Below are 14,623 nucleotides of genomic sequence, written 5' to 3'. Positions count from 1 at the left end.
AAGATGCCGTATGAATATAAACGGCTAATTCTTTTCATGTGAATGTGTTTTTTATAGCTTTGCTATATGATAGTAAAAGGGAACATTGTTGATATAAAGAAACAGCAGATTTTTAAAGGAGAAGTTGAAGTCTTTGAAGGAAAAATAAAGGCTATACGAAAAGCTGAACACTCTGAAGAAGGATATATCTTGCCAGGGTTTGTTGATGCTCATATACATATTGAAAGCTCTATGCTAGTTCCTTCAGAGTTTGCAAAAATTGCAGTAACGCATGGAACTGTTGCTACTGTTTCTGACCCTCATGAAATTGCCAATGTTTTAGGGGTAAAAGGAGTTGATTTTATGATTGAGAACGGAAAAAAAACTCCTTTGAAATTCAACTTTGGAGCCCCTTCTTGTGTCCCAGCAACGTCTTTTGAAAGTGCAGGTGCTATAATCGATTCGGATGATATTCAGAAAATGATGGCGAACCCTGACATCAAGTATTTGGCAGAAATGATGAACTACCCCGGAGTCTTATTTGAAGACGAGGAAGTCATGAGAAAAATAGCATGGGCCAAGCATTACAACAAACCTATTGATGGTCATGCACCTGGAGTGAGGGGAGAAGATATTACAAAATATATTTCCGCTGGAATTTCTACTGATCATGAATGCTTTACCTATGAGGAGGGGTTGGAGAAGCTACAAAAAGGAATGAAAGTGATAGTACGTGAGGGTAGCGCAGCCAAGAATTTTGAAGCTTTAATTTCTTTGCTTCCTGAGCATTATGAGCATATGATGTTTTGTTCTGATGATAAGCATCCAGATGATTTACTGTTAGGGCATATCAATCAATTGTGCGCAAGAGCTGTTGCCAAAGAGCTCAATGTATTTCAAGTTTTACAAGTAGCATGTGTTAATCCTGTTGAACATTATAATTTAGATGTAGGCTTGTTACAAGAAGGGGATGATGCCGATTTTGTAATTGTAGATAGTTTAGAGGATTTTAATGTATTACAAACTTATATTAATGGTGATTTGGTTGCTGAAAATGGACAATCGTTTGTAAAGCATGTAGATTTTGAAGTACTCAACAATTTTCATACAAGTAAAAAGAAAGTTTCTGATTTTGAGTTTCATTCTGCTTCGGAAAAGATTCGAGTTATTGAAGCGTTGGATGGAGAACTAGTAACAAATGAAATTGAATCAAATAGTTTAATTCAGGGTGGAAATTTGATTTCAAACATTCACAATGATGTGCTGAAAATGACTGTTGTGAATCGTTATAAGAACTCAGAACCTGCGATAGCATTTATTAAAAATTTTGGTTTAAAAGAAGGAGCTATTGCAAGTTCTGTAGGGCATGACTCCCATAATATTATTGCTGTTGGTGCATCGGATGAAATGATCTGTAAAGCGGTGAATTTATTGATTGAAAATAAAGGAGGAATTTGTGCTGTAAACAGTTCTGTAGAAAAAGTTGTACCACTACCCGTGGCAGGTATTATGAGTGATCAGCCTGCAGAGATTATTGGAAAGCAATATGCAGAATTAGATCAAATGGCTAAAGAAATGGGGAGCAAGTTGCGAGCACCTTATATGACCTTATCTTTTATGGCTTTGTTGGTGATTCCTTCATTAAAACTGAGTGATAAAGGATTGTTTAACGGAAGTACTTTTGAGTTTACTTCTTTGGAGATTAAGTAGTAAATAAACTAATCTCCTGATCTTCGTCAGAAAGTTGGATGTACTTGTCGAATCGTAGTCCTAATTTTTTTAATAGTAAGTGAGAGCGCTCATTGTCATTATTAGCAATTCCTAGAACTGTTGTAAACCCTAGATTACCAAATCCATAATCCATGATCGCTTGTGTAGATTCAAGAGCAAAACCTTTTCCTCTTCCAATAGGTAAAAAAGCAAAACCAACATCGGCAAACTTTAATTCATCTCTTTTTACAAAACCTGTTATCCCTAAGGAATTCTTAGTGTCTTTTTCAATGACCAAATAAAAGCCAAAACCCCAATCAGAATAACTAGGAATAATTCTTCCGGTTAGATAGTCTTCTGCATCTTGAAGTGTTTTGACATTTCTATCGCCAATAAATCGTTTCCAGCCATCATCATTTACCAGCTCAAAGAAAAAAGGAGCATCTTTAGGTGTTAATTCTCTTATGATTAAACGTTGGGTTTCTAAAATCATGAGGATAAAAGTAAACAGATAAATTGAAAGGAGTACTTTTGCTCAGTAAAAAATGTTTAGATGAGTTTATTACAAGAATTACAAAATAGAAGCGGAAATCAATGCGAATTATGTAGCGCTAAAGACAGTTTAGGAATCTATGAAGTTCCGCCAATTTCTACAGGAGGAATTGATGGAAGCTTATTATCTTGTTCTACTTGTAAAGACCAAATAGAAAACCCTGAGGCTACAGATGCTAACCATTGGAGATGTTTGAATGAAAGTATGTGGAGTGAACATAGAGCTGTTAAAGTTATCTCTTGGCGAATGTTATCTCGACTAAAATCTGAGGGATGGCCGCAGGATTTGTTAGACATGATGTATTTAGAAGAAGAGGAGTTAGCATTTGCGAAAGCTACTGGTGAAGGTTTAGATGATAGCGAAAAAGTAATTCATAGAGATTGCAATGGAAACGTTTTACAAGCAGGCGATTCTGTTGTGCTTATTAAAGATCTAAAAGTTAAAGGATCTAGCATGGTTGCGAAACAAGGAACTGCTGTTCGCAGAGTTTCCTTAGACCCTGAAAACGAAAAATATATTGAAGGAAAAGTGGGAGCTCAGACGATTGTAATTATTACTGACTACGTGAAGAAGTTGTAATTTAGTTATTAGTTATTAGTTATTAGTTATTAGTAATTGGTTGTTACAACAATCTTTTCTGTTTTTCATAAAAAGCATCTGCTTGATCTTGCATCATTTGTTTGGCTACTTTTCGTTTGTAGGCATACACATCTTCATCTTCTTGAATATCTGTATAAACTTTTCCATTTACAACTACATCAGCATCTAATAGTACATCTCTCTGATGAACTTGTTGCTCTACCCAAGTTTTGATACCAGTCTCTTCATCTTCTAATTTAAAATCGTACTCTCCTCTAGGAGAAACTAATTTCGCAAAAATGGGAGCAGTTTCTATCGCAAGGAATAGTAAGAAAATGAAGAATGAAGGAAGCCATGGCAATTTTCCTAAAGCGTTGATTCTTGCCATAAAACCATCAAAATTAGAGATGATAGGTTGTGTGTCTAGTTCCGCTTTTTTCCAATCTGCTTGTAACTGGGCAATTGCAGCTTCGTTATTTAATACCTTCTGACCGTTATCTTGTTTTAACTGACTTAGTTCTAATAAAGCAGCATCATGTTTATCTCTTTTTTCTTGATATACAGGTCCTTTCCCTAATAAGAGAGTTCCTTTTCTACCCTCTGCTTCAGCTATATATGTTTCATAGAGTTCATTTACTTCTTTTTCCTTATCAGAAATTTCGTCTTTTAAAGCTGTAATTCCGTTGTTTAATTTTTGAATTTCTGGCTCAAACTGTTTGGCTATTTGCTCTTTGTTTTTGAGTGTCATTTCATTCTTTTCTTCTAAAAGAACTTGATTAATTTCCTTCTCGAAAATCTTTAATTCTAAAGGTTTAGAAATAACCATCGCAATAATCATCGCTAAAATGATTCTAGGTGTAGCTTGTAAGAGTTCTTTCCATTTCGAATCATTCTTCTTGATGGTAGAAACGATAAACCGATCTAAATTAAAAATGAGTAATCCCCAAACGATTCCAAATAAAATGGAAGCATACACATTGTCAAAAACAGTATATAAAGCATAACTCGCTGCAAGTGTTGCCATTACAGCTGTAAAGAATACTGTAGCACCAATACCAGCATATTTATTTTGTTCACCATTAGAACAGGTGTCAATAAGTTTAAGGTCTACACCAGAACAAAGAAGGAAAAAACGTTTGAGCACGGGAATGGGTTTTTAAGTTGGTTCTTTACCTATAACGTGTTAACAGTCAATTTGTTTCTTAACAGAACGTTAAAAGCCGATTCAAACGAATCGGCTTTTTGTTGTTTATACTCTTAATTTAACCTTGTACTTTCCTTTTTTGTTTTTAATGACATCTATAGTTTTGACCTCATTCTTTTTTTCATAAAAGTATTTCTTAGCTTTTTTAGGAAATATTTTTTTTCCGTTTAAATAGAATTTAGCTCCTTTTTTTACCAGTTCTTCAAAACTTTCTGTTAGAGTTTTATTTTGAGGAACTTCAACTAACTCTACTTCCTCAGCAATTTCAGATTCTTCAATAGTTTCAGCCTCTTCCACAATTTCTTCTTCAATAACACCTTCTGGAACTTCTCTAATTTCAACTACAACAGGAACTTCTGTTTCCTCTATTTCTTCAATCTTTTCTTCGATCTCTTCTTCAATTTCGTCATAATCACTCTCTTTCACCTCAATTACCTTTCTTGGAGGAGGAGGTGCAGGGATGAATTCAGTATACTTTTTCACAGATCTTTTTTGAGCACCCGACATCGAGTTGTAAATTTTCTTAATCCTTCTATAATCACGCTCCTTGATTACTTTATTCTTTTTATTACTAGAGAAAAAAGCTTCAAATTCTTTGTACTCTTTCATTTGTGCTTTTGTAGCCTTTCCTTTTACAACTTCAATTTTTACTGGTTTTGGTGGTGGTGGTGGAGTGTTTTTAACTGTTCTTACTTCAATTACCTCAGGCTTTAAATTATTATAATATGACTCTGTAAATAATGTATACTGATATGGTTGAGGGTGCTTTTCTGATCTAGCATTTTTATGAATAAAACTACTTAAATAGGCTACAAAATCTGTGTTTTTGTACTTATTTAATTCAGAATTTTTAACAGACCTGTCATTAATCCAAACAGAATACTTTGATCCATCCTTTAATTTCTCATATTCGTTAGCACTTATCTGCTTCCAATATTTTTTAGAAGGCGGAGGTGGCGGAGGTAATAAGTCATTAATATTCTTTACAGATTGTTTTTGTTTTTTTGACATTAAGTTATACAGGTGTCTCATTCTACGAACATCTGTAAGCTTATAAACTTTCTTTTTTTCTGATTCTTGAAGCAACTTCCTATATTCTTTTATAAGAGTTTTAGTAGCTTCTTTCTCTTTTACTTCAACAACTTGCGGTTTCTTTTCTTTCGATTGCGCTTCTACACGATCGGCAAACAAGAATACCAAACCTGTTAGCAATGGGATTATGGCCAACTTTTTGATAAGTATTGACGCTTTTGAATTGGGTGTTTTCATCATTAATAATCTTTTTTTTGTGAGTGAATAATTCAAATTACTGGCCAAGTAATATTTGTTTTTCCAAGCAGCTTTATCTAACAATAGATATTGATACCTGGTAATATCTTGATGTGATGCAATTACCTTGTCATCAGCTAAAAATTCGTGATTTAATTGGATTGCCTTTTTTAATGGATAAAAGAAAGGATTGAACCATAGAATGATCTGTAAAAATTCTACAATTAATACATCCAAAGTATGCCTCTGTGTTACATGAGTAAGTTCATGAGTGAAGAGTTCTGTTTCTATTCTTTTTGATAAAAATTCTTCTTTATTAATAAAGATATAGTTCCAAAATGTGTGAGGTAAAATAGCATCGTTTACTAAGACAATCTTTGCATTCTTGTAAGATATGATCTTATGACTCTTAATTTTTAAGACAATATCAATTAAACTCTTAAGAAATCGTATTAATAAAACAGAAGAAACAAAGATGTAAAAAGCAATAAAGTACTGAGTAAAATTGATTGAATTATCTATAGGCTCGTTTCCTGAAAAACCAATATTAGAATAGTTAATTCCCATTTCTTTCACCTCATTTATTGTTGCTGGTGCTGCCTCTACATAAATAATGAAAAAAGGCACTAAAAACGAAAATAGTACACTTCCTAATAAATAGAATCTATTGAATTGATGCATTTTTTCACGCTCTAAGACCAAATGATAAAAGGCTAAGAGTATGGCTAAACACAACCCAGATTTGATTAAATAGGATATCATTTTTTATTCTCTTTGATTTGTTTGTCAATAATTTTGCGTAACTCCTCTAATTCTTGATTGCTTAAATTAGTTTCTTTTGTAAAGAACGAAGCAAACTGACTAGCAGAATCGTTAAAGAAGTTTTTAATCAACCCATTTACATGTTTCGAAAAGTAATCTGACTTTTTTACTAATGGATAATACTCTCTTGATTTTCCCACAGTATTGTATGCTATAAAACCTTTCCCAGCCATTCTTTTTAATAAAGTTGCAACTGTTGTTGTGGCTGGTTTTGGAGTTGGAAAGTCTTCTAATAAATCTTTCATAAACGCTTTTTTACGTTTCCATAAATACTGCATTAGCTGTTCTTCGGCTTTAGATAATTGCATGAGATTTGATTTTTATGCTCTACAAATATAGAACAAAATATTTTAATTCTACAAATGTAGAGTTAAAAAAATGTGAACTACTTAAATTTGATATATTTACATCATCAAAAATTAGACCTTATTTATGAAAAGATTATTTGTAGTAGTTGCCCTTGTTTTATTAACTGGATGTAGCCAGAAGGTTTTTAAAGAAAAATGGACAAAACAGCAAGCGCCTGAATATTTTAAAGCTCGTTTCGAAACAACACAAGGGAATTTTGAAATTGAAGCCAAAAGAGAATGGTCTCCTCAAGGAGTAGATCGTTTATATCAACTTATTAAAAATGAGTTTTATACCGATATGGCAATCTTTAGAGTGGTTCCTAATTTTGTAGCTCAGTTTGGAATTCACAATGATAGTGTTGTGAATTCTAGTTGGAGAAAATATAAAGTTGATGATGAGCCAGTTATTGAAAAAAACTATAAAGGAGCTATATCTTTTGCTAGAGGAGGAGTGAAGTCTAGAGGAACACAAATATTTATCAATTTAAAAGATAACAATCGATTGGATAAGCTTGATTACTCAGGGGTGAAAGGTTTTCCAGTAATTGCAAAAGTTATTTCTGGGATGGAGAATGTTGAAAAGTTTTATGGCGGATATGGAGACAAGCTCGGATTTAAGCAAGATTCCATTCAAAAATTCGGAAACAAATTTATCCGAGATAAGTATTCAGAAGTCGACTTTATTCATAAAGCATACATTATAAAATAAAAAAAGAGCCTTTTAAAGGCTCTTTTTTTATTTTGATAGTTCAGTAAAATACTTATAAAAAAGAGGAATGGTCTCAATTCCTTTTAAGTAATTGAAAATTCCGAAATGCTCGTTAGGAGAATGAATAGCATCACTGTCTAAACCGAATCCCATTAAGATAGTTTTACTTTTCAGCTCATCTTCAAACAACGAAACAATGGGAATACTACCACCACTTCTTTGAGGAATAGGAGTTACACCAAATGTATCTTCATAAGCTTTACTAGCTGCTTGATATCCAATGCTGTCTATAGGAGTAACATACCCTTGACCACCATGATGTGGAGAGACTTTTACTTTTACAGATTTTGGAGCAATGCTTTCAAAATGTTTTGCAAAAAGTTCTGTAATTTCTTTCCAATCTTGATTCGGAACCAAACGCATAGAAATTTTTGCATAGGCTTTTGATGCAATTACAGTTTTGGCTCCTTCACCAATATATCCTCCCCAAATTCCATTGACATCTAATGTTGGACGAATGGAGTTTCTTTCATTGGTAGTATAACCTGTTTCTCCATAAACTTCATCAATATCCAAAGCTTTTTTGTAAGCATCAAGAGAAAAAGGAGCTTTTGCCATTTCGTCTCTTTCTTCTCTAGATAATTCTTCTACTTTATCGTAAAAACCAGGAATGGTTATGTGATTGTTTTCATCATGTAAAGAAGCAATCATTTTTGTCAAAATATTGATAGGATTTGCAACTGCACCACCATACAAACCAGAATGTAGATCTCTGTTAGGACCAGTTACTTCCACTTCTACATAACTCAATCCGCGTAATCCAGTAGTAATAGAAGGTTGCGTATTACTAATCATTCCAGTATCAGAAATCAGAATGACGTCATTGGCTAATTTCTCTTGATTTCTTTTTACAAACCACCCTAAACTTTCAGAACCTACTTCTTCTTCACCTTCTATCATAAATTTCACATTACAAGGAAGGTTTCCAGTTGAAGTCATATATTCTAGAGCTTTTACATGCATGTACATTTGCCCTTTATCGTCACAAGCTCCACGAGCAAAAATGGCGCCCTCTGGATGTAATTCTGTTTTTTTAATCACAGGTTCAAATGCTGGAGAATCCCATAATTCTAATGGATCTGCAGGTTGCACATCATAATGACCATAGACCAAAACGGTTGGTAATGATGAATCGATAATTTTTTCTCCATATACAATTGGATATCCAGGAGTTTCACAAATCTCTACATGATCACATCCTGCCTTTTCCAAACTTTCCTTTACAGCATCTGCTGTATTTAATACATCTTGATTGAAGGCTGGATCTGCACTAACAGAAGGAATTTTTAGTAATTCAATCAACTCATCAATAAAACGTTGTTTATGGTTTTCTATATAATTTTTTATGTCTGACATGGTTTGTTTTTAAAGGAATTCAAAAATAGTAAAATTCCTAGGAAAGAGCTTTGCAATTTAAGTTGAATGCGTATATTTGCAGTCCTATTACCGAATCTAGTTCGGCATAAGCGTAGCGGGTGTGGTGGAATTGGTAGACACGCTAGACTTAGGATCTAGTGCCGCGAGGCGTGGGGGTTCGACTCCCTTCACCCGCACTTTGAAAAGCTCTCAAAATTTTGAGAGCTTTTTTCATTTCACCGATTCACTTTAACCATTCAAAGAAAGAAAACGATATTCAGGCTTTTTCCCCTAGACTTGTAATCTATCAGCTATTACTTTTATAATCAAATAACGAAAGCAGATATATTATTTCATCAATAGAAACTACACAAACTTGGTAGTATCACTTTTTAGATGAGCTCATATATTTGTTTGGAAACAATAACACTATGCAACTAGAACAGTATACAACAAATCAACAGTTGGTGATTGAAGCTTTAAATAATGAACACTTAACAAGTGCTGAAATTTTAAACAAAACTCATATGGTTCTTCATATTTTAAAATTGTATTCCATTTTGGATGAACTTAGAAGCAAAGGAATGGTACAGAGTTATATGAAAGAAGGAATGAAATATCACTGTGTAGCCTAGAGATTTCCTGTTTTAAATAGATTGCTCAATTTCTTTAAGTAGGGTTTTTTACAATTCATCTGTTTTCAAAACAAAGAAAAAGTATTAACTCAAAAACAAGATTATGAGCAGAAGAATTTTAAACAGATGGGCAATTGTATTATTAATAATCTCAATCTCTTTTATTGGATGTAATAGAGATGATGACACAGCATTACTTACCGATCCTGTTGGAGATAATTCTGGTAATGGAGGAAATGGTGATGGTTCTGGTGGGGGCTCTCAAGCGGGTTCTCAAGGTGAGATTACATTGTATAGGGTTAGTGGAAATGATCTTGAAAAAATTAGAGATTATCAAGTAACTGGTCAAGATTTGGCTTATCAAAATGATGTTGCTAAACATCAAGAATTATGGACATTAACTAAAAATGTAGTGCCAATAACTCACAGAGATAAAATGAGTGAGTTTATGATCTACAACGGTTCAGTAACAGGTTCTGCTGGTTATGTTTTTGAAACCAAGAACGATCTTTCAGAATGGCAAATGGGGTTGGCAATTAATTTTGCAGATGATCAAACAGAGTTGGCCTATACTACAATACACGAGTTTGGCCATATTTTAACTCTAAACAATACACAGGTAGATGCCAGTATAACTTCAGGGTCTTGCTCTAACTATTTTACAGGTGAAGGTTGTGCGAAAGTGAATGCCTACATTAATAAATTGCAAAGTTTGTATTGGGCAGATATTTGGGCTGAGTACCAACAAGCGAAGACTAGTGAATCTGCTCACCAAGCTTTTTATCAAAAGTATCAGGATAGGTTTGTAACCAACTACGCAGCAACTAATCCTGGAGAAGATATTGCAGAAGTATTTGCAGTTTTTGTAACCAGAGATGATAAACCAGCTGGAAACACAATTGCAGAGAAGAAAATACTATTAATGTATGATCATACAGAATTAGTTGAATTAAGAGACTATATAAGAAATAACCTCTCATTGAGAGGAAGAAGAGGGAGAAGTATCTTGCCTACACCGGGAAGCTGGAAAAAGGCAAACACATTAGGAGATTCACATAAATCACACTGTGGATTGAAACATTAATGTAAAGTTCCCAGAATAGTATTCTGGGAACTTTTTAAATCTAAAAGCGATGAAAAAAATAATAACATTATTTGTCTTTGCATTGATTTTAAACGTGTCTTGTAATTCTGCAAAACAGAATTCTTCTGAACCTTATATTCAGTTAACTAAAAAGAGATGCTTTGGAAAATGTCCGGTTTATGATCTGTTTATTTATAGAGATGGATTGGTAAAATACAACGGTATTGATCATGTGTCTAAAAAAGGGAGGCATCAATTTAAAATATCAAAAGATAAACTAGTAGAGATTGAAAGTTTGCTTCTGAATTCTGGTTTAGAGTCTTTGAAAGATCCAGAAAAAAGAACTAGAGATCTTCCTGTTACTCATTTAAGTTTTCAGCATAAAACAGTTCTGTTTCAGGGAAATGATATGCCTGAAAAAATTAAAAAAGTAATAAAAGCGATAGAGAGTCTTGTTGTAATTTGATAAAAAGTAAAAAAAATAATTTTTAAGGTAGGGTTTTTTCAATTCACCTTGTTCTATAAGTAATATTGAAAGTTTTAAAAAATTTAACAACGTAAATTAGTTGGTTGATTTTTAGTTAGTTTGATTCTCCCTAGAATCTTACAAAACGAAAGCTCCTCTTTTTAGAGGAGCTTTTTATTTTATTACTATTTAGGTAGGGTTTTCTTTGTATTTCTTGTTCTATAAGTAATATTGAAAGTTTTAGATAGTATTCAGAAGGAAAGTCTTATCATATATTAGTTGGTTGATTATCTTTTAGTATAAGGTCTCCAAGAATCTTCTAAATGAACCCCTCAATTTTGAGGGGTTTTTATTTGTTAAATTACTTGCTAGATCTAGATGAAACTCCACCTTTAGCACTGTCTACAGTAACAGTAAATTTTGAATTACCTTTTACAATCCATCTAACTTTCACTACACTATTTCCAGGGATATTACGAACCTTAATTTTTTCTGGATTTACTTTCTGTTCTGTAGTGAAATTAAAATCTTCATTGGTAACAATCATACCGGCAATAACTTTTGTGCCTGTGATACTTACAAAATCTGGTCTAGTGATTTTGTATTTTAAATCCTGACTTGCATGTGTAGGCATCAACCTATCATTCTTAATATAAGCTGTTACTTCTTTCAAACCACCTTTTAACTTTTTAACCTTGATATCTGCAATAGATAAACGAGGCATATGATGAGCATGATAAAATGTAAAAGCCATATTTCGATGTGCTTCTTCTTCTAACATAAACCCTGGTGTAGCACGACCAAAATTCTTTTTAAATCCACCAATCTCTATTTCTCCATAGGTAGGATGGTTGAATTTTTTCCACGGAGTAAACGAGTCATAAAACTGGAGCTCTTTGTCAAAATCATACGATTGATCTCTTCCTCCGTTTTTGTCTTTATAATAAGCAAATCGTGTAAAAATCTCATTTGTGAAAGTATAAATTCCTCTGCTTCCATAGAACCAATCTAACTCGCCGCCAAAAACAGAGTACAGGTCTTTGTATACAGTTAAATAACGATATCCAGGAATCATTTTTTCTCCTTTTTTTCCAATAGCATCATAGATCCGAATATCTTGTCTGTTGTAAGTAGAAATATCCTCTTGTGCACCTGGACCTCTTAAAATCATTCCTCCAGAGTTATGATAACTTTGAGCACCTGCGATATTGGGTTTGGTCATTACAAAATCAGCTACAGCTCTTGTTTCTGGAGCTGAGAAAGGATATTTATAAGCACCTCTTTGAATATAATCAGGTTGCCATTTCCAACCCCAATCTCTATTTGGATCATAGTATCCGTAAGTATCTTCATTAATTCGACCATCGTTGTCGTTGTCGATTCCTTCTCCACCAAGAAACTCATAACGTTGTACTGTTACTACATCATCAGGACCAATTTGAATCATCTTTCTTGGATCTTTTGGATCAACAATCATATTTCCATATGGACTTTTACGACGCATTCTTGTAATAGAGCCATCTCCGTCTAAATCGTCATAACCATCTTCATCAAATAAACCATCTCTATCGTCATCCAAAGCAATCATTCCAGCTCTTGGACTATGAGGTGTATTTCCTTCTAGCATATAATCGTTACGAGCATCAGGGTTGATGGTAGGTACGATATAGAATACACGATCGTTTAGCATTTCTGTGATGTAATCGTTCTTTCCAAAACTCTCTGTCAAATACCATGCTGTATAGGTGCAAATTTCTCCTCCTTGAATTTCGTTAGAATGGATATTTCCATCAACATAAAAACCAGGTTTTCTATCTGCATTTCCTTTTTTATAATTGGTAATTGCTAGCATCCAAATATCTCTTCCTTGTGTAGATTTTCCTATGGATTTTCTTCGAACTAAATTTGGGTAGGCATCAGCGATTTTTTTACCAAGTGCTGCCAATCCTTCTGAAGTATAATATCTATTAAATGAAATTTGAACTTTTGGATTTTCTGGTGATCCTGAAGCTTTAAAAATTTCACTGCTTTTTTGTGCGTTGATTGCTAATGGAACTAAAAACAAAAGCAATAATGACTGAATTGTATATCTATGAATTTTCATCGTTTCTACCTTTTATTTTAATTGAACATTAGTTTTATCAATGCCAGTATGCGAAGTACCAGCTTCTATACTAACACTACCTTTTCCTTTTACTAGCCATGTAAATTGAACTGATTTATCACCATCTATACTGTTTACTAGCGTAATTTTTCTTCCAGATATAAGTTCTTGTCCTTTGTTTAGATTCAAAGCAACTTTGATTTTTCGTAGCCAACGGGATCTTTTTCCCATATCGGTATGAGTAGGTAACAAGCCTTTGTTGTGAACATCAACAGTAATTCTTGTAAAACCATTATCTACAGATTCGGTTTTAATGTTTTGCAAAACAATCGCAGGCTGCATTTTAGCAAGTTCAAGAATGAATTTTGTGTGAGTGTCACTAATGTCTTTTACGTATTTAAAAGGAGGGTTGTACATGATGTAAGGAGCAATTCCTCCAACTTCTACCTTTTGATTTGGAAAATCAGGATGATTGACTTCCTTCCATGGTGCAAAAGCATTATCAATTCCCTCTTTGTCTGCCCACTGTAAGAAATTAGCATATTTGTTTTTCTTAGCTTTAGTTAGAGAATCTCCTTTGAATTTTGGAGCCCACCAACCAGGTGTTCCTAGTGCTAGCTTTCCAAAGTGAAAGTATGACCATTCGAAAAAGCTACCTCCTTTACCTGTTGAGATAGGAGCTCCTTTTGTTTTGGTGATTTTATTGTATTTTCCTGAAAGGAATTTATTAAGGTTTGCATCGTTTTTTAAGATACTAGTAACTACTCTTTTTCTTGCTCCTCCAGGATTGTACTTTAAAGGTTTTGATAGGTTGTTTTCTGGTCCTAAAGTAATAATAGCAAAGATATTCCACTGCTCATATAAAAAGTCAAGTAATGCCCTGTGTTCTTTTTCAGAAACGGCATGCTCGCCAGCTCCAGGTTTGAAGTAAGGATAATTGTAACTGAAATTTTTATTAAAAAGAATTCCTCCTTTTCCATCTTCATTAAAGCTGCCATCTTTATCATTATCAATTCCTTCACTAATAATTTTATAATTTCCTAATTGTCCTTTGCTTTTGTTAGCAGGAACCATTATTCTTTCATCTTCTTTCAGTTTGATATAGTCTCCTGTAGCATCTTCAACTCTCATTAAGGTAATGATTCCATCTTTGTTAAGATCTTCAAATGGATCTTCATTAATAGTACCGTCTCTGTCATCATCTGTATTTTTTGCATTTCCATTTTTATAATGCTGTAAGGAAGAAAAGTAGTTTTCTGTAGCATTTGGACTCATATTTGGAAAAATATAAAATGTAGTTGTTTCTAAAACATTTGCATGATTTTTCACAATATTTTCTGCAATAGAAACAGCCATTTCTGGTCCTAAAATATGTTTACCATCTACACCACTTACGATGGCTATGGCTGGTTTGTTTTTTGCATCACCTTTAGAAAGCGTGAGTGCCCAAATGGTATGGTCTCCAATTGTTTTGGTAAGAGTTTCCAGTTTACAAATGCTCGAATTTGAACTTTGTAATTGTTTTAATCTTTGTGATAGTTTACTATAATTACTATAGTCAGATTGTGCTGATAATTGTAATGAAGTAAAACAAATAATCATCCCAAGAAATAGGGATATTTGTTTCTTTTTGAACATAATAACGAATAGTTAAGTTGGTTTTAATCCTATTTTTTCGAATAGGAATTTGAAGGTAAGCAAACCTATTTGTTATTTGTAAAAATTAAGTTTTTTTTAACAATT

At 33.3% G+C, this 14,623-nt stretch carries 13 protein-coding genes and 1 tRNA gene; 7 read left to right on the top strand and 7 right to left on the bottom strand.

What is annotated here, in order from left to right; genetic code table 11:
• The first annotated feature begins 66 nt into the window (after positions 1 to 66).
• A complete protein-coding gene (gene ade, locus AAON49_RS02750; protein ID WP_349552466.1) occupies positions 67 to 1,689 on the top strand; it encodes an adenine deaminase in 1,623 nt (540 codons plus the stop codon).
• Here ade and AAON49_RS02745 read toward each other — a convergent pair.
• A complete protein-coding gene (locus tag AAON49_RS02745; protein WP_349552464.1) occupies positions 1,682 to 2,182 on the bottom strand; it encodes a GNAT family N-acetyltransferase in 501 nt (166 codons plus the stop codon). The genes ade and AAON49_RS02745 overlap by 8 nt on opposite strands.
• A gap of 60 nt (positions 2,183 to 2,242) precedes the next feature.
• Between AAON49_RS02745 and AAON49_RS02740 the strand changes: the two genes are divergently transcribed.
• Positions 2,243 to 2,821: a PhnA domain-containing protein gene (locus AAON49_RS02740; RefSeq protein ID WP_349552463.1), complete on the top strand. Its 579-nt coding sequence runs from the start codon at positions 2,243 to 2,245 to the stop codon at positions 2,819 to 2,821.
• Positions 2,822 to 2,864: 43 nt separating this feature from the next.
• On the opposite strand, the gene AAON49_RS02735 is transcribed toward AAON49_RS02740, so the two are convergent.
• The 3 genes from AAON49_RS02735 to AAON49_RS02725 all read right to left on the bottom strand — a co-directional run bounded on the left by AAON49_RS02735 (position 2,865) and on the right by AAON49_RS02725 (position 6,424).
• Positions 2,865 to 3,965 carry a DUF4407 domain-containing protein gene (locus tag AAON49_RS02735; protein WP_349552462.1) on the bottom strand — a complete coding sequence of 367 codons (1,101 nt, stop codon included), beginning with the start codon at positions 3,963 to 3,965 and terminating at the stop codon, positions 2,865 to 2,867.
• Positions 3,966 to 4,070: 105 nt separating this feature from the next.
• Positions 4,071 to 6,056 carry a M56 family metallopeptidase gene (locus AAON49_RS02730; RefSeq protein WP_349552461.1) on the bottom strand — a complete coding sequence of 662 codons (1,986 nt, stop codon included), beginning with the start codon at positions 6,054 to 6,056 and terminating at the stop codon, positions 4,071 to 4,073.
• On the bottom strand, positions 6,053 to 6,424 hold the full coding sequence (locus tag AAON49_RS02725; protein ID WP_349552460.1) for a BlaI/MecI/CopY family transcriptional regulator: 372 nt from the start codon (positions 6,422 to 6,424) through the stop codon (positions 6,053 to 6,055). The genes AAON49_RS02730 and AAON49_RS02725 overlap by 4 nt, the downstream gene beginning before the upstream one ends.
• 124 nt (positions 6,425 to 6,548) lie before the next feature.
• Here AAON49_RS02725 and AAON49_RS02720 point away from each other — a divergent pair, with 124 nt between their 5' ends.
• Entirely contained in the window at positions 6,549 to 7,175 is a 627-nt protein-coding gene (locus AAON49_RS02720; RefSeq protein WP_349552458.1) for a peptidylprolyl isomerase, read from the top strand.
• 27 nt (positions 7,176 to 7,202) lie between these two features.
• Here the strand turns inward: AAON49_RS02720 and AAON49_RS02715 are convergent, their stop codons facing one another.
• On the bottom strand, positions 7,203 to 8,591 hold the full coding sequence (locus AAON49_RS02715) for a dipeptidase (protein WP_349552456.1): 1,389 nt from the start codon (positions 8,589 to 8,591) through the stop codon (positions 7,203 to 7,205).
• Between the two features lie 115 nt (positions 8,592 to 8,706).
• Here AAON49_RS02715 and AAON49_RS02710 point away from each other — a divergent pair.
• The 4 genes from AAON49_RS02710 (at position 8,707) to AAON49_RS02695 (ending at position 10,776) form a co-directional block, all read left to right on the top strand.
• Positions 8,707 to 8,788: transfer RNA gene (locus AAON49_RS02710), tRNA-Leu, on the top strand.
• A gap of 234 nt (positions 8,789 to 9,022) precedes the next feature.
• Positions 9,023 to 9,226, top strand: coding sequence for a hypothetical protein (locus tag AAON49_RS02705; protein WP_349552455.1), 204 nt, complete (start codon positions 9,023 to 9,025; stop codon positions 9,224 to 9,226).
• A gap of 103 nt (positions 9,227 to 9,329) precedes the next feature.
• Complete coding sequence (locus AAON49_RS02700) at positions 9,330 to 10,310, top strand: zinc-binding metallopeptidase (RefSeq protein WP_349552453.1); 981 nt, start codon at positions 9,330 to 9,332, stop codon at positions 10,308 to 10,310.
• 49 nt (positions 10,311 to 10,359) lie between these two features.
• Positions 10,360 to 10,776, top strand: a complete 417-nt coding sequence (locus AAON49_RS02695; protein ID WP_349552451.1) for a DUF6438 domain-containing protein — start codon at positions 10,360 to 10,362, stop codon at positions 10,774 to 10,776.
• A gap of 361 nt (positions 10,777 to 11,137) precedes the next feature.
• On the opposite strand, the gene AAON49_RS02690 is transcribed toward AAON49_RS02695, so the two are convergent.
• Entirely contained in the window at positions 11,138 to 12,880 is a 1,743-nt protein-coding gene (locus AAON49_RS02690; RefSeq protein ID WP_349552450.1) for a M14 family metallopeptidase, read from the bottom strand.
• Between the two features lie 12 nt (positions 12,881 to 12,892).
• Positions 12,893 to 14,518 carry a M14 family metallopeptidase gene (locus tag AAON49_RS02685; protein ID WP_349552449.1) on the bottom strand — a complete coding sequence of 542 codons (1,626 nt, stop codon included), beginning with the start codon at positions 14,516 to 14,518 and terminating at the stop codon, positions 12,893 to 12,895.
• Positions 14,519 to 14,623 lie beyond the last annotated feature (105 nt).

The organism is Pseudotenacibaculum sp. MALMAid0570, assembly GCF_040151415.1.
In the GTDB taxonomy this organism is placed as follows: domain Bacteria; phylum Bacteroidota; class Bacteroidia; order Flavobacteriales; family Flavobacteriaceae; genus Polaribacter.
Note: the sequence above shows the minus strand (reverse complement) of the source record. Positions and strands in the feature narration are given on the sequence as shown.

Coding starts and splice junctions, on each gene's coding strand:
- AAON49_RS02690 (WP_349552450.1), bottom strand. CDS start 12,880: ATGAAAATTCATAGATATACAATTCAGTCATTATTGCTTTTGTTTTTA.
- AAON49_RS02700 (WP_349552453.1), top strand. CDS start 9,330: ATGAGCAGAAGAATTTTAAACAGATGGGCAATTGTATTATTAATAATC.
- AAON49_RS02740 (WP_349552463.1), top strand. CDS start 2,243: ATGAGTTTATTACAAGAATTACAAAATAGAAGCGGAAATCAATGCGAA.
- ade (WP_349552466.1), top strand. CDS start 67: ATGATAGTAAAAGGGAACATTGTTGATATAAAGAAACAGCAGATTTTT.
- AAON49_RS02725 (WP_349552460.1), bottom strand. CDS start 6,424: ATGCAATTATCTAAAGCCGAAGAACAGCTAATGCAGTATTTATGGAAA.
- AAON49_RS02685 (WP_349552449.1), bottom strand. CDS start 14,518: ATGTTCAAAAAGAAACAAATATCCCTATTTCTTGGGATGATTATTTGT.
- AAON49_RS02705 (WP_349552455.1), top strand. CDS start 9,023: ATGCAACTAGAACAGTATACAACAAATCAACAGTTGGTGATTGAAGCT.
- AAON49_RS02715 (WP_349552456.1), bottom strand. CDS start 8,591: ATGTCAGACATAAAAAATTATATAGAAAACCATAAACAACGTTTTATT.
- AAON49_RS02730 (WP_349552461.1), bottom strand. CDS start 6,056: ATGATATCCTATTTAATCAAATCTGGGTTGTGTTTAGCCATACTCTTA.
- AAON49_RS02720 (WP_349552458.1), top strand. CDS start 6,549: ATGAAAAGATTATTTGTAGTAGTTGCCCTTGTTTTATTAACTGGATGT.
- AAON49_RS02745 (WP_349552464.1), bottom strand. CDS start 2,182: ATGATTTTAGAAACCCAACGTTTAATCATAAGAGAATTAACACCTAAA.
- AAON49_RS02695 (WP_349552451.1), top strand. CDS start 10,360: ATGAAAAAAATAATAACATTATTTGTCTTTGCATTGATTTTAAACGTG.